The following is a 16,943-nucleotide window of genomic DNA, read 5'->3' on the forward strand; positions in this document are numbered from 1 at the left end:
CGGCGACCGTGCCCCCCATGGAACGACCAACCGGGGACGCCCGTTCCTGGGCGCCCCCGGTTGCTCACCTCACCGTGCTCAGACGAGCTCGGTGACGGTGCCTCCGGCAGCGGTGATCTTCTCCTTGGCGGAGCCGGAGACCTTGTCCACGGTCACCTGCAGCGCCACGGAGATCTCCCCGTTGCCCAGCACCTTCACGAGCTGGTTCTTGCGAACCGCGCCCTTGGCGACCAGGCCCTCGACGGTGACCTCGCCACCCTCGGGGTACAGGTCCGCCAGCTTGTCCAGGTTCACGACCTGGTACTCGGTGCGGAAGGGGTTCTTGAAGCCCTTGAGCTTGGGCAGCCGCATGTGCAGCGGCATCTGCCCGCCCTCGAAGCGCTCCGGAACCTGGTAGCGGGCCTTGGTGCCCTTGGTGCCACGACCGGCGGTCTTGCCCTTGGACGCCTCACCACGACCGACGCGGGTCTTGGCGGTCTTGGCGCCCGGGGCGGGCCGGAGGTTGTGGACCTTCAGCGGCTTCTGCTCCGCCATGTCAGTCGACCTCCTCGACCGTCACGAGGTGGCGGACGGTCTGCACCATGCCGCGGATCTCGGGACGGTCCTCCTTGACGACCGAGTCGTTCACTCGCCTGAGGCCGAGGGAACGCAGGGTGTCGCGGTGGTTCTGCTTGCTGCCGATGTAGGACTTGGTCTGGGTGACCTTCAGGCGTGCCATCAGGCGCTCACCCCAGCCCGCGCCCGCAGCAGAGCGGCGGGAGCAACGTCCTCCAGCGGCAGGCCGCGGCGGGCGGCGATCTCCTCGGGGCGCTGCAGGCCCCGCAGAGCGGCCACCGTGGCGTGCACGATGTTGATCGGGTTCGACGAGCCGAGGGACTTGCTCAGCACGTCGTGGATGCCCGCGCACTCCAGCACGGCGCGCACCGGGCCACCGGCGATCACACCGGTACCGGGCGAGGCCGGCTTGAGCAGCACGACGCCCGCGGCCTCCTCACCCTGGATCGGGTGGGGGATGGTGCCCTGGATCCGGGGGACCTTGAAGAAGTGCTTCTTGGCCTCCTCAACACCCTTGGCGATGGCGGCCGGCACCTCCTTGGCCTTGCCGTAACCGACACCCACGGTGCCGTCACCGTCGCCCACCACGACCAGCGCGGTGAAGCTGAAGCGACGACCACCCTTCACAACCTTGGCGACGCGGTTGATCGCGACGACCCGCTCGACGTACGCGGTCTTCTCGGCGGCCGCGCCACCGTCCCGCCGGTCCCGTCGGTCCCGCCGCTCGCCGCCACCGGCGCCGCCACCGCGGCGCTGGGGTCCAGCCATTGGAATTACCTCTCTCTATGCGTCCGCTTGCGTGGGGACCGGCTCAGAACCTGAGCCCGGCCTCGCGGGCGGCGTCGGCCAGGGCGGCGATCCGCCCGGCGTACTTGTTGCCGCCGCGGTCGAACACGACGGCCTCGATGCCCGCGGCCTTGGCGCGCTCGGCGACCAGGGACCCGACCTGCTTGGCCAGGGCGGTCTTGTCGCCCTCACCGCCGCGGATCGAGCTGTCCAGCGTCGACGCCGAGGCCAGCGTGTGGCCCGCGATGTCGTCGATGACCTGGGCCACCATGTGGCGGTTGGAGCGCGTCACCACCAGGCGCGGACGCTCGGGGGTGCCCGACACCTTCTTGCGGACGCGGATGTGGCGCCGCTTGACAGCGGCGGCCTTGCGCGCACTGCCCTTCGCGATCTTCACACCGTATGCCATGGCTTACTTACCAGCCTTTCCGACCTTGCGGCGGATGACCTCGCCCGCGTACTTCACGCCCTTGGCCTTGTACGGGTCGGGCTTGCGCAGCTTGCGGATGTTCGCGGCGATCTCGCCGACCTTCTGCTTGTCGATGCCCTCGACGCTCAGCTTGGTCGGGGACTCCACCTTGAAGGCGATGCCCTCGGGAGCCTTCACCGTGATCGGGTGGCTGTAACCCAGGGAGAACTCCAGGTCGGAGCCCTTCGCCTGGACGCGGTAACCGACACCGCTGATCTCGAGCTGCTTGCTGTGACCCTGGGTCACGCCAGTGATCATGTTCGCCACCAGCGTGCGGGACAGACCGTGCAGGGCCTTGTTCCGGCTCTCGTCGTTCGGGCGGGAGACCTTGATGGAGCCGTCCTCACCCTTGGCGACCTCGATGGGCGCGGCGACGGTGTGCGAAAGGCTGCCCTTGGGCCCCTTCACGTTGACCGTCCGGCCATCGATGGTGACGTCCACACCGGCGGGAACCTGGATGGGGAGCTTGCCGATACGCGACATGAGCTTTACCTCCGTTCCCTTCCGTTACCAGACGTAGGCGAGGACTTCCCCACCCACGCCCTTCTTCTGAGCCTGCTTGTCGGTGAGGAGCCCGTGGGAGGTGGAGATGATCGCCACGCCCAGGCCGCCGAGCACCTTCGGCAGGTTGGTGGACTTTGCGTAGACCCGCAGACCCGGCTTGCTGATCCGCTTGATGCCGGCGATCGAACGCTCGCGGTTCGGACCGAACTTGAGCTCCAGGACGAGGTTCTTGCCCACCGGGGCGTCCTCGACCTTCCAGCCGGTGATGTAACCCTCCTGCTGGAGGATCTCCGCGATGTGCGACTTGATCTTGCTGTGCGGCATCACGACGGTGTCGTGGTAAGCCGAGTTCGCGTTTCGCAGACGCGTCAGCATGTCTGCGATCGGATCGGTCATGGTCATGTGATGGCCTTCGGCCTCTCTCGCCGGGGTTTCCTGTCTGCTCCGTCCCTCTCCCCGTACGCGGGACGCGACGGGACGGGTGCGGTGCGGGGACCTACGGCGTAGTAAGACGGTCATGGGCGGCGAGCGCCCAACCCACAAGCCTAGGGCACGCGGGGAGGGCGTTCGCCGACCAGGATGCTCTTACCGAGAGTTCCTGAGGTCCGCTCGCGCGGACTTACCAGGAGCTCTTGGTGACGCCCGGCAGCTCGCCGCGGTGGGCCATCTCGCGAAGGCACACACGGCACAGGCCGAACTTGCGGTAGACGGAGTGGGGCCGGCCGCAGCGCTGGCACCGCGTGTACGCGCGCACCGCGAACTTCGGCTTGCGGGCGGCCTTGGCAATCAGAGCCTTCTTCGCCACGGCTCACGCCTCCTTGAAGGGGAATCCGAGGTGACGCAGCAGGGCGCGGCCCTCCTCGTCGGTGTTCGCCGTGGTGACCACGGTGATGTCCATGCCTCGGACCCGGTCGATCTTGTCCTGGTCGATCTCGTGGAACATGACCTGCTCCGTGAGACCGAAGGTGTAGTTGCCCCTGCCGTCGAACTGCTTCGGCGACAGACCGCGGAAGTCGCGGATGCGCGGCAGCGCGAGCGACAGCAGGCGGTCCAGGAACTCCCACATCCGGTCGCCCCGCAGGGTGACGTGGGCACCGATCGGCTGGCCCTCGCGCAGCTTGAACTGCGCGATGGACTTCCGGGCCTTGGTCACGGCCGGCTTCTGGCCGGTGATCGTGGCGAGGTCGCGGATGGCGCCCTCGATCAGCTTGGAGTCGCGGGCGGCCTCGCCCACACCCATGTTGACCACGATCTTGGTGAGACCGGGGATCTGCATGACGTTCTCGTACTTGAATTCGTCACGCAGCTTGCCCGCGATCTCCTCGCGGTAGCGCGTCTTCAGACGCGGCTGCACGTTCGTGGCGGTAGTCATCAGATGTCCTCACCGGTCCGCTTGGCAACGCGGATCTTGTTGCCGTCCTCGTCGAAGCGGTAACCGACGCGGGTGACGACCTTCTTGCCGTCCTTCTCCACGACGAGCTGAACATTGCTCACGTGGACGGGGGCCTCGGTCGTCACGATGCCGCCGGTCTTCGAACCGCGAGCGGTCTGGCCGGCCTTGGTGTGCTTCTTGACCCGGTTGACACCCTCGACCAGGACACGGTCCTCGCGGGGGTAGGCCTCGATGACCTTGCCCTGCTTGCCCCTGTCCTTGCCGGTGATGACCTGGACCAGGTCGCCCTTCTTGATCTTCATCGGTTACAGCACCTCCGGCGCGAGCGAGATGATCTTCATGAACTTCTTCTCGCGCAGCTCACGGCCGACGGGGCCGAAGATACGGGTGCCGCGGGGGTCGCCGTCGTTCTTGAGGATGACGGCGGCGTTCTCGTCGAAGCGGATGTACGAGCCGTCGGGGCGGCGGCGCTCCTTGACGGTGCGCACGACGACGGCCTTGACGACCTCGCCCTTCTTCACGTTGCCACCGGGGATCGCGTCCTTGACGGTGGCGACGATGACATCCCCGATACCCGCGTAGCGGCGGCCGGAGCCACCGAGAACACGGATGCAAAGGATCTCCTTCGCGCCCGTGTTGTCGGCGACACGCAGCCGCGACTCCTGCTGGATCACGTCTATCTCCTGATCGTCTGCCGGTTCCCGGCGGGTGCGCGCTCACCGCGCGCACCTCGCCGAGCCTGGCGGAACTCGTCCCGAGAAGGGATCTCGGGAATTACTTGGCCTTCTCGAGGATCTCGACGACGCGCCAGCGCTTCGTCGCGGACAGCGGCCGGGTCTCCATCAGGAGGACGCGGTCGCCGACACCCGCGGCGTTCTGCTCGTCGTGCGCCTTGAGCTTGTTCGTACGGCGGATGACCTTGCCGTACAGGGCGTGCTTGACGCGGTCCTCGACGGCGACGACAACGGTCTTGTCCATCTTGTCGCTGACGACCAGACCCTCACGGGTCTTGCGGAAGCCGCGGTTCTGCTCTGCAGTCTCAGTCACATTCGTCTCGCTCATCAGGCGCTCTCCACCGTCTCGATGCCGAGCTCGCGCTCACGCATCAGGGTGTAGATCCGGGCGATGTCCTTGCGGACGGCCTTCAGCCGGCCGTTGTTCTCCAGCTGTCCGGTCGCCGCCTGGAAACGGAGCTTGAACAGCTCCTCCTTGGCCTCGCGCAGCTTCACGACGAGCTCCTCGTCGCCGAGCTCGCGCAGCTCGCTCGCCTTGGTACCGGCCGCCATCACGACTCACCTGCCTCGCGCCGCACGATCCGGCACTTCATCGGAAGCTTGTGAGCAGCGCGGGTGAGCGCCTCACGAGCAATCTTCTCGTTCGGGTAGGACAGCTCGAACATCACCCGGCCGGGCTTGACGTTCGCGACCCACCACTCCGGCGAACCCTTACCGGAACCCATGCGGGTCTCGGCGGGCTTCTTGGTCAGCGGACGGTCCGGGTAGATGTTGATCCACACCTTGCCGCCACGCTTGATGTGACGGGTCATGGAGATACGAGCTGCCTCGATCTGCCGGTTCGTCACGTAGGCAGCGGTCACGGCCTGGATGCCGTACTCGCCGAAAGCAACCTCGGTGCCGCCCTTGGCCATGCCCTTGCGCTTCGGGTGGTGCTGCTTGCGGTGCTTGACCCTGCGGGGGATCAGCATGACGGTCAGGCCTCCTTCCCGGCAGAGCCGGTGCTCTCGGCGGCCGGAGCGGCAGCGGTGCCCTCGGCGGCCTTGGGCGCCTCGGTCCGCTCCTGCTGCGGCTTGCGGCCGCGGCCGCCGCGCTCGCCACCGCGGCGCGGGCGGTCGCTGCCACCACGCGACGGGCGGTTGCCGGCGCGGGCGGCGGCGTTCTCGGCGCGGACCTCGGCGATGTTCTTGACGTCGCCCTTGTAGATCCAGACCTTCACACCGATGCGGCCGAAGGTCGTCTTGGCCTCGAAGAAGCCGTAGTCGACGTTGGCGCGCAGGGTGTGCAGGGGGACCCGGCCCTCGCGGTAGAACTCGGAGCGGGACATCTCGGCGCCGCCGAGGCGGCCACCGCACTGGATCTTGATGCCCTTGGCGCCGGCCTTCATCGTGCTCTGCATCGACTTGCGCATCGCACGGCGGAAGGAGACGCGGGAGGACAGCTGCTCGGCGACGGCCTGGGCCACCAGCTGAGCGTCCGTCTCCGGGTTCTTCACCTCGAGGATGTTGAACTGGATCTGCTTGCCGGTCAGCTTCTCCAGCCGGCCGCGGATGCGCTCCGCCTCGGCGCCGCGGCGGCCGATCACGATGCCCGGACGGGCGGTGTGAACGTCGACGCGGACGCGGTCACGGGTGCGCTCGATCTCCACCTTGGAGATGCCGGCCCGCTCCATGCCCTGCGTGAGCAGGCGGCGGATCTCGACGTCTTCCTTGATGTAGTCCTTGTACAGCTTGTCGGCGTACCAGCGGGACTTGAAGTCCGTGGTGATGCCGAGCCGGAACCCGTGCGGGTTGACCTTCTGCCCCATTACCGGGTTCCTTCCTTGCTGCTGACGACCACCGTGATGTGGCTGGTCCGCTTACGGATCCGGTAGGCGCGGCCCTGGGCGCGCGGCCGGAACCGCTTCAGGGTCGGGCCCTCGTCGACGTAGGCCTCGGAGATGAAGAGGCTGTCGACGTCCGTGTGGTCGTAGTTGTGCGCGGCGTTGGCGATGGCGCTGTCGAGCACCTTGCCGACGGGCACGCTCGCGGCCTGCGGGGCGAAACGCAGGACCGCCTGAGCCTCCGTGGCGTCCATGCCACGGATGAGGTCCACCACGCGGCGGGCCTTCATGGGCGTGACGCGGATGTACCGCGCCTGGGCCCTGGCTTCCATGGTTGTCCCTTCGGTGTCAGTCATAGGTCTTCGCTACTTCCGCACATCAGCGACGACGCGACTTGCGGTCGTCCTTCTCGTGGCCGCGGAAGGTGCGGGTCGGCGCGAACTCGCCGAGCTTGTGGCCGACCATCGACTCGGTGACGAACACCGGGACGTGCTTGCGGCCGTCGTGCACCGCGATCGTGTGGCCCAGCATGGCCGGGACGATCATGGAGCGGCGGGACCAGGTCTTGATGACGTTCTTGGTGCCTGCGTCGTTCTGTACGTCCACCTTCTTCATCAGGTGGTCGTCGACGAAAGGCCCCTTCTTGAGACTGCGCGGCATCGAAAACCCGCCTCCTAGCGCTTCTTGTTCGTCTTGCGGCGGCGGACGATGTACTTGTTGCTGGCCTTCTTCGGCGAGCGAGTACGTCCTTCCTTCTTGCCCCACGGCGAGACCGGGTGACGACCACCGGAGGTCTTGCCCTCACCACCACCGTGCGGGTGGTCGACCGGGTTCATGACCACACCGCGGACGGTCGGGCGGACGCCCTTCCAGCGCATACGGCCGGCCTTGCCCCAGTTGATGTTCGACTGCTCGGCGTTGCCGACCTCGCCGACGGTGGCGCGGCAGCGGACGTCGACCAGGCGGATCTCACCGGACGGCATGCGCAGGTGGGCCATGCGGCCCTCCTTCGCCAGCAGCTGCACGGAGGCGCCCGCGGAGCGGGCGAACTTCGCGCCGCCGCCGGGCCGCAGCTCGATGGCGTGGATGGTCGTACCGACCGGGATGTTGCGCAGCGCGAGGTTGTTGCCCGGCTTGATGTCGGCGCCGGGGCCGTTCTCGACGCGGTCGCCCTGCTTCATGCCGGCCGGCGCGAGGATGTAGCGCTTCTCGCCGTCGACGTAGTGGAGCAGCGCGATGCGCGCGGTGCGGTTGGGGTCGTACTCGATGTGCGCGACCTTGGCCGGCACGCCGTCCTTGTCGTGACGACGGAAGTCGATCACCCGGTAGGCGCGCTTGTGGCCGCCGCCCTGGTGGCGGACGGTCACACGACCGGTGTTGTTACGGCCGCCCTTGCTGTGCAGGGGGCGGACCAGCGACTTCTCCGGCGTGGACCGCGTGATCTCGACGAAGTCGGCGACGCTGGAGCCACGACGGCCCGGGGTCGTCGGCTTGTACTTGCGGATACCCATTTCTCAGTCCTCGTCCGATATCGGACGGTACGACCTCCGTTAGGAGACCGGACCGCCGAAGATGTCGATACGGTCGCCCTCGGCGAGGGTCACGATGGCGCGCTTGGAGTCGGCGCGCTTGCCGTAACCGGTGCGGGTGCGCTTGCGCTTGCCCTGGCGGTTGATCGTGTTGACCCCGGTGACCTTGACCGAGAAGACCGCCTCGACGGCCTGCTTGATCTGGGTCTTGTTGGCACGCGGGTCGACGACGAACGTGTACTTGTTCTCGTCCAGCAGCGCGTAGCTCTTCTCGGAGACCACCGGCTTCACGAGGATGTCGCGGGGGTCGGAGAAGGTCTTGCTGGTGACGGTGGTCTCGGCCATCAGGCCTCGCTCCCTTCGTGCTGGGCGGCCTTGCGGCCGGCCACGAAGCTGTCGAGGGCGGCCTTGGTGAAGACCACGTCGTCGGAGACGAGCACGTCGTAGGTGTTCAGCTGGCCCGGCTCCAGGATGTGGACCTGGGGCAGGTTGCGGGCGGACAGCCACGCGGCCTCGTCGCTCCGGTCGGCGACCAGGAGCACGTTCTTGCGCTCGCTGATCTTCCCGAACAGGGTCTTGGCGGCCTTGGTGGAGATCTCGCCCTCGACCACGCCGCTCACGACGTGGACGCGGCCGTGGCGCGCCCGGTCGGAGAGGGCACCGCGCAGGGCGGCGGCCTTCATCTTCTTCGGGGTCCGCTGCGAGTAGTCGCGCGGCACGGGGCCGTGCACGACGCCACCGCCCGCGAACTGCGGGGCGCGGGTCGAACCCTGGCGGGCGCGGCCGGTGCCCTTCTGGCGGTACGGCTTCTTGCCGCCGCCCCGGACCTCGCCGCGGGTCTTGGTCTTGTGCGTGCCCTGGCGGGCAGCGGCCAGCTGTGCGACGACGACCTGGTGGATCAGCGGAACGCTGACCTGCGCGTCGAAGATCTCCGCGGGGAGCTCGACGGTCCCGGCCTTGTCGCCCGCCGGCGAAAGGATGTCAATGGTGCTCATCGGTTACCTCAGGCCCCCTTGGCCGCGGTACGGACCAGGACGAGGCCGCCGTTCGGACCAGGGACCGCGCCCTTGATGAGCAGCAGGCCCTTCTCCGCGTCAACGGCGTGGACGGTCAGGTTCTGGGTGGTGACCCGCTCGTTGCCCATGCGGCCGGCCATGCGCAGGCCCTTGAACACGCGGCCCGGGGTGGCGCAGCCACCGATGGAGCCGGGAGAGCGGTGCTTGCGCTGCGTGCCGTGGCCGGCGCCGAGGCCGGCGAAGCCGTGGCGCTTCATGACACCGGCGGTGCCCTTGCCCTTGCTCTTGCCGGTGACGTCGACCTTCACGCCCGACTCGAACACCTCGGCGGTGACCTCCTGGCCGAGCGTGTACTCGCCGGCGTCGGCGGTACGCAGCTCCACCAGGTGGCGGCGCGGGGTGACGTCGGCCTTGGCGAAGTGGCCCTTGAGGGGCTTGTTCACCTTGCGCGGGTCGATCTCGCCGAAGGCGATCTGGACGGCCTCGTAGCCGTCCTTGTCTGCGGTGCGCACCTGGGTGACGATGCAGGGGCCGGCCTTGACGACGGTGACCGGGACGACACGGTTGTTCTCGTCCCAGACCTGGGTCATGCCGAGCTTCTCGCCCAGGACACCCTTGATCTGCTTGGTGGTCATCTCTACCGCGCCTCTCAGAGCTTGATCTCGATGTCGACGCCGGCCGGCAGGTCCAGGCGCATCAGCGAGTCAACGGTCTTGGGCGTCGGGTCGAGGATGTCGATCAGGCGCTTGTGGGTACGCATCTCGAAGTGCTCGCGCGAGTCCTTGTACTTGTGCGGCGACTTGATGACGCAATACACGTTCTTCTCTGTGGGCAGCGGCACCGGGCCCGCGACCGACGCACCAGTACGGGTCACCGTCTCGACGATCTTCTTCGCCGAGGTGTCGATGACCTCGTGGTCGTAGGCCTTGAGCCGGATGCGGATCTTCTGTCCCGCCATGGCTACTTCGTAGTCCTGTCTCTCGTCACGCTCCGGGACCCGGCGGGACCACACTCTCCTCCGACCCACGCGGTCGGGCGTGTCGCATTCCCGCCACCATGGAAATCCTTGAATTTCCCTGCCTGGGGATGCGGTGCGCGAGACCGCGGAACCGGGGGAGGAAACCCACCGGGCGCCTGGTCGGTACCCCGCCCACGCTTCCCGGAAGATTCCCGTACTTCCGCCCCTGACGAGGGGCGACGAATACATTGGGACTCGCTTCCGGTCCTCCCGGCGGGAGGCGCGCAGCATCGGCACTCAACCGAGCAACCCGGACAGTCTGCCACACGGGGCATCGCCGATGCCAATCGGACCCATCACGTTACCCCGCCGGAACGCCGCCGAACCATGCCGGACCATGCCGGACCGGTGGCGCTTCCCCGCCGTCCGCGCGGCCATGGAGGACGCGGTCAAGCGCCGCCTGTGCAGTGAGTTCCGTGACGCCATCCGCGACGGCGAGATCGACACCACCGGGATCACCGAGTCCACCGGCCCGAAGAACCGCGACGGCAGCCTCAAGAAGCACGATGCCCTACCCCGGGAAGGCGGCGGTGTTCACCGCCGCCTTCCCGGGCGACAAGTCAGCGCTTTACCGCTGGGGCCGGGACGCGGTCGCCAGGCGGAACGGACTGACGGTGCTCCCCTACGACGGCGGCTTCGACGTGATCGCCGAGATCACCGGCCAGTGGACCCGCTGGGCGGCCGAGCCGGGCTCGGCGCACTGACTCCTCATCGGAGTGGGCTGGCCCAACGTCGACGAGGACGACCACCGCGACATGGCCGGGGAGCTGCGGGACTTCGCCGACGACGTCGACGAGGACACCCAGGCCGCGCACAAGGGCATGGAGCGGCCGGTCTCCTCCGGGCAGAGCGAGGCCCTGAGCGCACTGAACGGCTACGCGACGCCCCGCCGCCCGCGCCCGGCCCGACTCGCTGCGCACGGTGAAGTCCGATCCGCGCACCAACAGCGTCCCGCTGGACAGGAAGACCCGTCCGAACGATCCCGTCGACGTCGCCACCGGCGAGATGACCCTGGCCCAGACCGGCCTGGAACTTCCGGGTGTCCTGCCGCCGGCCCCTGCGCACCCCGGACGGGCCGGTGACGGGCCTCTCCCACGGCTTCGACACGGCCGGGAACGACGAACCGGGCCGCACCACGACCTGGACGTACGACGAGGCGGGCAACGTCACCTCTCATGAAAGCGCGAGGCCACGGAACAAGCTCAGGACTGGGTGCACGAGCGGTCATCCCCAGGGGTGCCGTCAGGCGGAACCGGAAGATGTCAGGACCGTCCTTCCCCGCTCCACCGCCCCGTGATGCTGTTCCGCCTCCTCGGGCGTGAGGACTCCCCGGTCGACGGCGTGATCAATACTCTGGTGCTGGTATCCCTTGTGTGCGGTGACGGGGTCCAGTTGCTGTTGGAACTGATAGATCTCCTCCATCTTCTTCAGGTAAGCCGGCGCCGCATCGTCGCCGATCTCCTGGCTGACGAGGTTGATCAGCACGTCGATCGGGACCGCCGTGTGATCGACGACAGAGCGTCCGAAGGAATAACAGAAGACGTTCTGCGTGTTACCGATCACGCCCTTGTCGGAAAAGTTGTAGCGCCAGAACTTGACGTCCACTCGGACGATGGCATTGTGCTCCAGAGCGATGAAGGTCTTGTCGTCGAGCTGCTCTCCCATGGAGGAGTTCCCGAGGATTGCGTTCACCGCCGTAGTGACGAGCGAATGGATGCCGCTCTTAACGGCCCCGTCTTTCCCTGCGAAGAAGGTGTCGACGGCACTGGAGATTCCCGCATCAGCACCTTCGTGCACGTTTGCCAGATACCCATGGTCGTAGTATGTGGGAACACCCACGATCTTGATGAGCTGAGATTCAGGATCGCTGTAAGAAAGTCGAAGTTCGTTATCGAAGACCTCTCCCTTGTTCTTCGCGGCGTTCAGCATGAAGTCGAGTTGCTCCTGCTGCCTCCTCTGGTCCGCGTCCGAGGTGTTGAGCGCATTACGCAGGGCGCTGATGACGGACACCGCAGCTCCATTCTCTTCGGTGAAACCTTGCAGGGAGATCGCTGCTCATGTCTGCGCCAGCGCAAACCAACCCCACCGCACGCTCATCCCTTCCAGTTGCTTCCGGCGTAGAGGGGTCTCCCAGCGGGTAGGGGAAAAGACAGGGACGACTTCGCAAGGAGAAACCTTTCACCTTTGCCGCTGCCGCGCCAGAATTTACCTGACCCGCGAAGCTCCCGTCTCGGAGCGAGGATGAAGGTACCCGGAATCGTGTCCGGGCCGGCCACGAAGACGCATGGATCCGCGCACGCGCACTCTCGGTGCACGCCTTGCGCACGCCCCAGAGCGAGGGCGCTCGTCCCAGCCCCTGTGCGCACCGGCCATCGCCCTTACCAGATGGGGTGGTTTAGCCGGCCGCTGGATGATCTCCCGGTCAGCGGTGTGCATCATTGGCTCATCTCCCATGCGCACACCCGATTTCCGAGAGGTGAAAGATGACCCGCGGTTGGAACAGAGAACAGTTCATGGACGCCGCCATGGAAGCACGGGGCCTGTACGACAACGCGGGCACGGCCGTGATCAACGGGAGAGACTCGTTCGAGACGCCATGGGTGGACGTGGCGTGGTGGGTGTACGACAGCACGCTTCGGGCGTGTCGGTCGAACGCCATCGAGGGTCTCATCGCGGGCGGTCTCCGGTCGGGGCGCCCCGGCGAGCCCGGAGGAGCTGGAATCGATGACATTCTGCGTGAGAATCTCAAGACCATCGACGAACGCGTTCCGGGTGTCGATCGGGGTGCGATTCTCCACACCAGGAACTGGTCGATCCTCGTCAACGACTCCTGGCTTCTCGGCGGTGTCCACTCGACCGCCCCCTTCTACCTTGCCTCTGAACGACGGCAGGAAAATCTTTATCTGGCACCGAAACTCAAGGTATTCGGGAGGGAGCTGGCCAACCTCAGGTCCTTCGGCTACCGAATTGTCATGGGCGCTCAGGAAGCCACCGGAGAAGCAGCCGTCCTTCCTGACGCGGCAGATCCGAAAGCGGATTTCGTCTTCTGCCAGTCCAATGCCACGGAGTACGAGACAGGCGAGAACTGGCGCGTACTGGAAGGAAAAATCGGCGAGCCCTGGGACTGAGAGGTTTTCTCACGTGGCGATGCCGTGGGGCGCGGCATCATGACGGTTCGTGAGCGTCGGTCTTTCGCGTCGGCTTGTCCCTGACGAGCAATGGGAGCCGGCCTCGTGCTTGCATGACGGTCCACCGACGGAGTCGGTGGACCGTTCCGCTTTCTCTGACTGGTAGTGGGCAGGCTCAGAAGCCGTCTGTCGTCTCGGGTGGATGCCGGGTTCCATCGTTCCGCGGCCTGTTCCGGCTCCCCCAAAAGGGCGGGAAGACTGCCGGTGAGTCGGGGTCCGGCGGGAGTGCAGGACGTCCGAGGAGACGACCAGGCCGAAGACGGCCAGCTCACTCCGCAGCACCGCGATGTCCGCGAGGCGGTTTCTGCCCAGTGCGAGCCTGCGGAGCAAGGTGCGGGAGGGCCCTGCCCGGATCGTGGGCGGCCCGCGGTTTGTGCCAGGGAGCCATGGCCTGGGAGATGGTTTGGCGGCCGTCGTCCTGGACGCGGAGACGGGGGTATAACCCGATGGAGTGCTTCACCCTGGGAAGTGCCTCCGACAGAGGCGGGAACAAAGACCTCAGCAATCCTCCTTGCGACTCAGGATCACCTGCATCACGAAGGACTCCGCGTCTGCTGGGCGCGCGAGAAAGCGAGAAAGCGAGAAAACGAGGCTATCGCGGACTTTGGCCCTCGGGAGCGGTGAGGAGCAGCGGGGTGCGGGGGCGCCCGGGTCCGGCGGCGTCCGGGGTGAGGCGGAGCAGCAGGTGCAGGACCCCGCTGAGGCCGGGCATCAGCCCCGGGGAGAAGGACTCCCGGGCCAGTCCGCCGACCGGGCCGCGGTGTTCGAGGTCGGTGAGCAGCCCGGCCAGCAGGTCCCGGGTGTCGGGGACGCGGACCGGGGGCGGGACGGGCACGGCGCCGGGATCGGCACCGGGGCAGGGCGCGGGCAGGGCGCGCAGGTGGGTGAGCAGCTCGACGAGCCCCAGATCGCCGTGGCACAGGGTGTGGCTCCAGCCGAAGCCGTCGGCCAGGCCGGCCGCCGCCGCGCGGTGGGCGTTGGCCAGGTGGGCCGAGTCCCCTGTGCGGTGGTAGAGGTCGACGGCGGCCAGACCGATGCCGGTGCTGCCGTGGCACCAGGCGGTGGCGTGGTCCTGTTGGCTGCCGATGCGGGCGTCGTGCCAGTTGCCGGCCTCCGGGTCCCACAGCGACTCCTCGTAGGACAGGGCGGCCCCGGCCAGCTCGCGCCAGCGGCGGCGGTCGGCCTCGGTGCCGGCCCCGCCGAGGGCGAGGCGGTGCAGCGCCCAGCCCATGCCGGTGGCGCCGTGGGCGAAGCCGCCGATGCCCTCGGCGAAGAGCGCGGTGGACCAGCGGGCTCCGCGGTCGTCGCGGACGGCGGTGCGTTCCAGGCGGTGGGCCGCGCGGGCGGCGGTGGCCAGCCACCGTTCCTCGCCGGTGAGGTGCGCGAGGTTCAGCAGCGGGACGATCACCCCGGCGGCGCCGCCGAGGATGTCTAGGTCGGTGTCCTCGTCGAGCAGTTCGGGGGTGAGCGCGGCGGCACGGAGCCGGGCGCGGGCCAGGTGGGCCTCGTCGCCGAGCAGCCCGTGCAGTTCGGTCCACGTCCACACCTGGGAGGCGATGCCGGTGTAGCCGCCGATGAAGGCGGTGGCCGTGGTGTCCTCGGTGGCGGCCAGCACGCGCAGCGCGCCTTCCAGGACGCCTTCGAGCCCGGGTACGGGGTCGGCCCGGCCGCGCCGCACCTCCCGCAGGTATCCGGCCAGGGCGACCGCGACGCCGCCCTGCCCGGTGTACAGATCGGCCGCCAGCGGGCGGATGGCCCAGCCGACACCGGTGAGGACCGGGCTCACCCAGGTGACGGTGGAGTCCTCGCCGGTGACGGCCTCCTCGCACAGGGTCCGCACGATCGCCGCCGCCATGGCGCGCCGGCGCCGCTCCAGCCCGTCGTGCCGGGGGGCGGGCAGGTCCGCCCGCACGCGGGGCGGCAGGGTGCGTTCGTTGAGGTATGCGCCCACCAGGGCGCCCTGGATGACGGACTCCTCCATCCGGAGATCCGCGCCGCGCCAGTCCGCCACCGCGTGCCGGATCGTCGCCTCGTCCACCACGGCGGTGAACACCGGGATGTCGCCGGCGAGCAGGTCCTCGATCTCCGATTCGATGGTCTGGGGGGAGTCCGGTGCGCCGGGCAGGGCCCGGGCGTTGCCGAGCAGTACCTCGCGGGCCCGCCGCCGGGCCTCCTGTGGCCGGTGCAGGGAGGCCGGGTGCCACAGCATCCGGCCGATGTCGACGTACGCCTGGGTGCCGCGGCGCAGGTTCCGGACCCGGCAGCCGGTGAACGGCCGCAGCAGCTCGGGCAGTCCGCCGCCCTCGGAGTCCATCCGGTGCAGATGGGCGGTCAGTTCGCGGAATCCTTCGAGCACCCGGTCCCAGTGCCGGAACAGGGCCGGTTCGGCGGCGGGCAGGTTCGCCGAGGGCGGTGGTGCGATGAGTTCGGTGTCCATCCGGGCGCCGTCGGTGCCGCCGCCGGTGATGACGGGCACCGGTATCAGGGGCTGCTGTCCGGGGATCGCCCCGGCCGCCGAGATGTCGGTGCCGCCCATGGCGTAACCGCCCATCCGGGTCGGCAGGATGCCGGTGCGCAGCACGGTGCGCCGGATGACGGCGGCGGCGGCGTCCACGGCGGCCCCGCGCCCGCTGTCCTCGGCGGGCGGGACGTCCTGGGTGAACAGGCATTCGGCGTCCACCACGACGGGTTCGGGGCCGTGGGCGATGAGGTTCTCGGCGTGCAGGTCGGTGCCGCCGGTCAGGCGCATCAGGGCCAGCCAGTGGCCCAGGGTGCGGTAGTACCGCGCGAGTTCGGCCTCGTCGGCGCAGTAGCGGTGGGGGACGTGGGCGGTCCAGCCGTAGCCGTCGCGCAGGAGTGCGCGGGGGGTGCGCGGGCGGGGGCCGGAGGGCGCGCCGGGGTGCGACCAGAGGCGGACGAGCAGGCGTTCCAGCGCGGTGTCGGTGTCCAGGGGGCGCGGCTTGTACATCACGCTGCCGCCCTCGAAGGTGAGGTGGGCTACGGTACGCCCGCCCTGGTGGGGGTCGCCCGCCCCGAGGCGCAGGGCCGTCAGCCGCCCGGCGGGGCGGCCCAGGAGTGCGGGGAGCCGGTCGCGGTCCCCGGCCAGGCGCCGGGCGAGTTCGGCGGCCGCGTCGGCCAGGGGGGCGGTGGCGCGTGCCACGCGCTCGCCGAGTCCGGGGTACCTCCTCTCCAGGCGCTCGCGGAACTCCGGGGTCCGGGCCTGCTCCTGGAAGGCCGCCCAGCGTTCGGGGCCGTCCGCGCCGGGGAGGGCTCCCGTAAGGCTCTGGGCCCGCAGTTCCAGCAGCAGGAGCCGGTTGAGCTTGCGTTGCAGGGAGGCGAGCTGGGCGGTGCGCGCGGTGGCCGCGATCAGGGTCCGCTCCGCGTCGCTCAGGCCGGGTACGGCCGCCAGGCGGCGGCGCAGCTCGGCGGGGAATCCGGCGGTCCAGGCGGCCACCGGCGCCTCGAAGTGGCCGGTCTCGGCCGGGGTGTCCTGCCTGCCGGTGACGTCTGTCATGGCCTGCTCGCTCCTGTCGGTGTCCGCGACCATGCCGCGGCGGGGTCCTCCGGTGGTGCCCCGGACGGCGGCACGGCACCGTCCGGGGCTGTGGTGGCGCCGGTCAGCAGCAGTAGCTGTTCATCGAGCCGCTACAGCTGCTGCACGCGGTGAACAGGGCGTCGGTGGCGTCCACCAGCGCGGCCTCGGTGGCGTCGCCGCCCACGTACAGCGGGCCGGCCGGGCTGAGCTCGCCGTGGGAGCTCTCCGCGCCGTCGAGCCAGGCGGCGACGATCTCGTCGGCCCGCGTCAAAGTTGCCTGGGGCATGACAAACCTCCAGAGTGGTGGGAAGTGTGAGGGCCAAGGTTCAGGTATTCACACTCCGTCCACAAGGACACCGGGCGGAATCCGGACTCTCCTCACTGGCGACAACAG

Annotated in this window: 26 protein-coding genes; 2 read left to right on the forward strand and 24 right to left on the reverse strand. The window is 68.6% G+C overall.

Translation table 11 applies throughout. The features are described from left to right. Positions 1-78: 78 nt before the first annotated feature. From rplO to rpsJ, 21 genes are all read right to left on the reverse strand, one after another. Positions 79-534 carry a 50S ribosomal protein L15 gene (gene rplO / locus IQ279_RS14155; protein WP_093851448.1) on the reverse strand — a complete coding sequence of 152 codons (456 nt, stop codon included), beginning with the start codon at positions 532-534 and terminating at the stop codon, positions 79-81. Between the two features lies 1 nt (position 535). Next, on the reverse strand, positions 536-718 hold the full coding sequence (gene rpmD / locus IQ279_RS14160) for a 50S ribosomal protein L30 (protein ID WP_093660623.1): 183 nt from the start codon (positions 716-718) through the stop codon (positions 536-538). Beyond that, the gene (gene rpsE, locus IQ279_RS14165) at positions 718-1,323 is read right to left on the reverse strand and encodes a 30S ribosomal protein S5 (protein ID WP_093660621.1); all 606 of its coding nucleotides are present in this window, start codon (positions 1,321-1,323) and stop codon (positions 718-720) included. The genes rpmD and rpsE overlap by 1 nt, the downstream gene beginning before the upstream one ends. Before the next feature lie 43 nt (positions 1,324-1,366). Next, positions 1,367-1,750 (reverse strand): 50S ribosomal protein L18, encoded by a 384-nt coding sequence (gene rplR, locus IQ279_RS14170; RefSeq protein WP_093851449.1) that lies wholly within the window; start codon positions 1,748-1,750, stop codon positions 1,367-1,369. A gap of 3 nt (positions 1,751-1,753) precedes the next feature. Then, the gene (rplF, locus tag IQ279_RS14175; RefSeq protein WP_206348892.1) at positions 1,754-2,293 is read right to left on the reverse strand and encodes a 50S ribosomal protein L6; all 540 of its coding nucleotides are present in this window, start codon (positions 2,291-2,293) and stop codon (positions 1,754-1,756) included. A gap of 24 nt (positions 2,294-2,317) precedes the next feature. Continuing rightward, entirely contained in the window at positions 2,318-2,716 is a 399-nt protein-coding gene (gene rpsH / locus IQ279_RS14180) for a 30S ribosomal protein S8 (protein WP_093660615.1), read from the reverse strand. 217 nt (positions 2,717-2,933) lie between these two features. After that, the gene (locus IQ279_RS14185; RefSeq protein ID WP_004571834.1) at positions 2,934-3,119 is read right to left on the reverse strand and encodes a type Z 30S ribosomal protein S14; all 186 of its coding nucleotides are present in this window, start codon (positions 3,117-3,119) and stop codon (positions 2,934-2,936) included. A gap of 3 nt (positions 3,120-3,122) precedes the next feature. After that, complete coding sequence (rplE, locus tag IQ279_RS14190) at positions 3,123-3,686, reverse strand: 50S ribosomal protein L5 (protein ID WP_206348893.1); 564 nt, start codon at positions 3,684-3,686, stop codon at positions 3,123-3,125. Then, the gene (gene rplX, locus IQ279_RS14195; protein WP_206348894.1) at positions 3,686-4,009 is read right to left on the reverse strand and encodes a 50S ribosomal protein L24; all 324 of its coding nucleotides are present in this window, start codon (positions 4,007-4,009) and stop codon (positions 3,686-3,688) included. The genes rplE and rplX overlap by 1 nt, the downstream gene beginning before the upstream one ends. A 3-nt stretch (positions 4,010-4,012) precedes the next feature. Beyond that, positions 4,013-4,381, reverse strand: coding sequence for a 50S ribosomal protein L14 (gene rplN, locus IQ279_RS14200; protein ID WP_206348895.1), 369 nt, complete (start codon positions 4,379-4,381; stop codon positions 4,013-4,015). Positions 4,382-4,481: 100 nt separating this feature from the next. Beyond that, on the reverse strand, positions 4,482-4,769 hold the full coding sequence (gene rpsQ / locus IQ279_RS14205) for a 30S ribosomal protein S17 (protein WP_093660607.1): 288 nt from the start codon (positions 4,767-4,769) through the stop codon (positions 4,482-4,484). Next, positions 4,769-4,993, reverse strand: a complete 225-nt coding sequence (gene rpmC / locus IQ279_RS14210) for a 50S ribosomal protein L29 (protein ID WP_093851454.1) — start codon at positions 4,991-4,993, stop codon at positions 4,769-4,771. The genes rpsQ and rpmC overlap by 1 nt, the downstream gene beginning before the upstream one ends. Further along, complete coding sequence (rplP, locus tag IQ279_RS14215) at positions 4,993-5,412, reverse strand: 50S ribosomal protein L16 (RefSeq protein ID WP_093660605.1); 420 nt, start codon at positions 5,410-5,412, stop codon at positions 4,993-4,995. The genes rpmC and rplP overlap by 1 nt, the downstream gene beginning before the upstream one ends. Positions 5,413-5,417: 5 nt before the next feature. After that, positions 5,418-6,248 carry a 30S ribosomal protein S3 gene (rpsC, locus tag IQ279_RS14220; protein WP_206348896.1) on the reverse strand — a complete coding sequence of 277 codons (831 nt, stop codon included), beginning with the start codon at positions 6,246-6,248 and terminating at the stop codon, positions 5,418-5,420. Then, entirely contained in the window at positions 6,248-6,595 is a 348-nt protein-coding gene (gene rplV / locus IQ279_RS14225) for a 50S ribosomal protein L22 (protein ID WP_006130776.1), read from the reverse strand. Before rplV ends, rpsC begins: the two co-directional genes overlap by 1 nt. A 46-nt stretch (positions 6,596-6,641) precedes the next feature. Beyond that, positions 6,642-6,923 (reverse strand): 30S ribosomal protein S19, encoded by a 282-nt coding sequence (gene rpsS / locus IQ279_RS14230; protein ID WP_101255276.1) that lies wholly within the window; start codon positions 6,921-6,923, stop codon positions 6,642-6,644. Positions 6,924-6,937: 14 nt separating this feature from the next. Further along, positions 6,938-7,774 carry a 50S ribosomal protein L2 gene (gene rplB / locus IQ279_RS14235; RefSeq protein ID WP_093851457.1) on the reverse strand — a complete coding sequence of 279 codons (837 nt, stop codon included), beginning with the start codon at positions 7,772-7,774 and terminating at the stop codon, positions 6,938-6,940. 39 nt (positions 7,775-7,813) lie between these two features. After that, positions 7,814-8,137, reverse strand: coding sequence for a 50S ribosomal protein L23 (gene rplW / locus IQ279_RS14240; protein ID WP_101255275.1), 324 nt, complete (start codon positions 8,135-8,137; stop codon positions 7,814-7,816). After that, the gene (gene rplD, locus IQ279_RS14245) at positions 8,137-8,787 is read right to left on the reverse strand and encodes a 50S ribosomal protein L4 (protein WP_206348897.1); all 651 of its coding nucleotides are present in this window, start codon (positions 8,785-8,787) and stop codon (positions 8,137-8,139) included. The genes rplW and rplD overlap by 1 nt, the downstream gene beginning before the upstream one ends. 8 nt (positions 8,788-8,795) lie before the next feature. Beyond that, the gene (rplC, locus tag IQ279_RS14250) at positions 8,796-9,443 is read right to left on the reverse strand and encodes a 50S ribosomal protein L3 (protein ID WP_093851460.1); all 648 of its coding nucleotides are present in this window, start codon (positions 9,441-9,443) and stop codon (positions 8,796-8,798) included. 14 nt (positions 9,444-9,457) lie between these two features. Continuing rightward, positions 9,458-9,766, reverse strand: a complete 309-nt coding sequence (gene rpsJ, locus IQ279_RS14255) for a 30S ribosomal protein S10 (RefSeq protein ID WP_004571821.1) — start codon at positions 9,764-9,766, stop codon at positions 9,458-9,460. Between the two features lie 566 nt (positions 9,767-10,332). Here rpsJ and IQ279_RS14260 point away from each other — a divergent pair. Then, positions 10,333-10,530 carry a PIN domain-containing protein gene (locus tag IQ279_RS14260; protein WP_206348898.1) on the forward strand — a complete coding sequence of 66 codons (198 nt, stop codon included), beginning with the start codon at positions 10,333-10,335 and terminating at the stop codon, positions 10,528-10,530. Positions 10,531-11,068: 538 nt separating this feature from the next. Here the strand turns inward: IQ279_RS14260 and IQ279_RS14270 are convergent. After that, positions 11,069-11,836 (reverse strand): hypothetical protein, encoded by a 768-nt coding sequence (locus IQ279_RS14270; RefSeq protein WP_206348900.1) that lies wholly within the window; start codon positions 11,834-11,836, stop codon positions 11,069-11,071. Positions 11,837-12,339: 503 nt separating this feature from the next. Between IQ279_RS14270 and IQ279_RS14275 the strand changes: the two genes are divergently transcribed. Next, positions 12,340-12,954, forward strand: coding sequence for a hypothetical protein (locus tag IQ279_RS14275; protein WP_206348901.1), 615 nt, complete (start codon positions 12,340-12,342; stop codon positions 12,952-12,954). Between the two features lie 652 nt (positions 12,955-13,606). Here IQ279_RS14275 and IQ279_RS14280 read toward each other — a convergent pair. Together IQ279_RS14280 and IQ279_RS14285 are read right to left on the reverse strand one after the other, a co-directional pair. Next, positions 13,607-16,528 (reverse strand): type 2 lanthipeptide synthetase LanM family protein, encoded by a 2,922-nt coding sequence (locus tag IQ279_RS14280; RefSeq protein ID WP_206348902.1) that lies wholly within the window; start codon positions 16,526-16,528, stop codon positions 13,607-13,609. A gap of 103 nt (positions 16,529-16,631) precedes the next feature. Continuing rightward, positions 16,632-16,835, reverse strand: coding sequence for a DUF6229 family protein (locus IQ279_RS14285; protein WP_206348903.1), 204 nt, complete (start codon positions 16,833-16,835; stop codon positions 16,632-16,634). Positions 16,836-16,943: the final 108 nt, after the last annotated feature.

Origin of the sequence: Streptomyces verrucosisporus (genome assembly GCF_017114865.1) — a bacterium.
GTDB lineage: Bacteria > Actinomycetota > Actinomycetes > Streptomycetales > Streptomycetaceae > Streptomyces > Streptomyces fenghuangensis.

Bases quoted from the DNA above. Each gene is read 5' to 3' on its own strand.
- rplO (WP_093851448.1), bottom strand. From the start codon at position 534: ATGGCGGAGCAGAAGCCGCTGAAGGTCCACAACCTCCGGCCCGCCCCG.
- rplW (WP_101255275.1), bottom strand. From the start codon at position 8,137: ATGGCCGAGACCACCGTCACCAGCAAGACCTTCTCCGACCCCCGCGAC.
- rplD (WP_206348897.1), bottom strand. From the start codon at position 8,787: ATGAGCACCATTGACATCCTTTCGCCGGCGGGCGACAAGGCCGGGACC.
- rpsC (WP_206348896.1), bottom strand. From the start codon at position 6,248: ATGGGGCAGAAGGTCAACCCGCACGGGTTCCGGCTCGGCATCACCACG.
- IQ279_RS14280 (WP_206348902.1), bottom strand. From the start codon at position 16,528: ATGACAGACGTCACCGGCAGGCAGGACACCCCGGCCGAGACCGGCCAC.
- rplV (WP_006130776.1), bottom strand. From the start codon at position 6,595: ATGGAAGCCAGGGCCCAGGCGCGGTACATCCGCGTCACGCCCATGAAG.
- rpsH (WP_093660615.1), bottom strand. From the start codon at position 2,716: ATGACCATGACCGATCCGATCGCAGACATGCTGACGCGTCTGCGAAAC.
- rpmD (WP_093660623.1), bottom strand. From the start codon at position 718: ATGGCACGCCTGAAGGTCACCCAGACCAAGTCCTACATCGGCAGCAAG.
- rplC (WP_093851460.1), bottom strand. From the start codon at position 9,443: ATGACCACCAAGCAGATCAAGGGTGTCCTGGGCGAGAAGCTCGGCATG.
- rplF (WP_206348892.1), bottom strand. From the start codon at position 2,293: ATGTCGCGTATCGGCAAGCTCCCCATCCAGGTTCCCGCCGGTGTGGAC.
- rpsJ (WP_004571821.1), bottom strand. From the start codon at position 9,766: ATGGCGGGACAGAAGATCCGCATCCGGCTCAAGGCCTACGACCACGAG.
- rpmC (WP_093851454.1), bottom strand. From the start codon at position 4,993: ATGGCGGCCGGTACCAAGGCGAGCGAGCTGCGCGAGCTCGGCGACGAG.
- rpsE (WP_093660621.1), bottom strand. From the start codon at position 1,323: ATGGCTGGACCCCAGCGCCGCGGTGGCGGCGCCGGTGGCGGCGAGCGG.
- IQ279_RS14260 (WP_206348898.1), top strand. From the start codon at position 10,333: ATGCCCTACCCCGGGAAGGCGGCGGTGTTCACCGCCGCCTTCCCGGGC.
- rpsS (WP_101255276.1), bottom strand. From the start codon at position 6,923: ATGCCGCGCAGTCTCAAGAAGGGGCCTTTCGTCGACGACCACCTGATG.
- rpsQ (WP_093660607.1), bottom strand. From the start codon at position 4,769: ATGAGCGAGACGAATGTGACTGAGACTGCAGAGCAGAACCGCGGCTTC.
- rplP (WP_093660605.1), bottom strand. From the start codon at position 5,412: ATGCTGATCCCCCGCAGGGTCAAGCACCGCAAGCAGCACCACCCGAAG.
- rplX (WP_206348894.1), bottom strand. From the start codon at position 4,009: ATGAAGATCAAGAAGGGCGACCTGGTCCAGGTCATCACCGGCAAGGAC.
- rplB (WP_093851457.1), bottom strand. From the start codon at position 7,774: ATGGGTATCCGCAAGTACAAGCCGACGACCCCGGGCCGTCGTGGCTCC.
- rplR (WP_093851449.1), bottom strand. From the start codon at position 1,750: ATGGCATACGGTGTGAAGATCGCGAAGGGCAGTGCGCGCAAGGCCGCC.
- IQ279_RS14275 (WP_206348901.1), top strand. From the start codon at position 12,340: ATGGACGCCGCCATGGAAGCACGGGGCCTGTACGACAACGCGGGCACG.
- IQ279_RS14285 (WP_206348903.1), bottom strand. From the start codon at position 16,835: ATGCCCCAGGCAACTTTGACGCGGGCCGACGAGATCGTCGCCGCCTGG.
- rplE (WP_206348893.1), bottom strand. From the start codon at position 3,686: ATGACTACCGCCACGAACGTGCAGCCGCGTCTGAAGACGCGCTACCGC.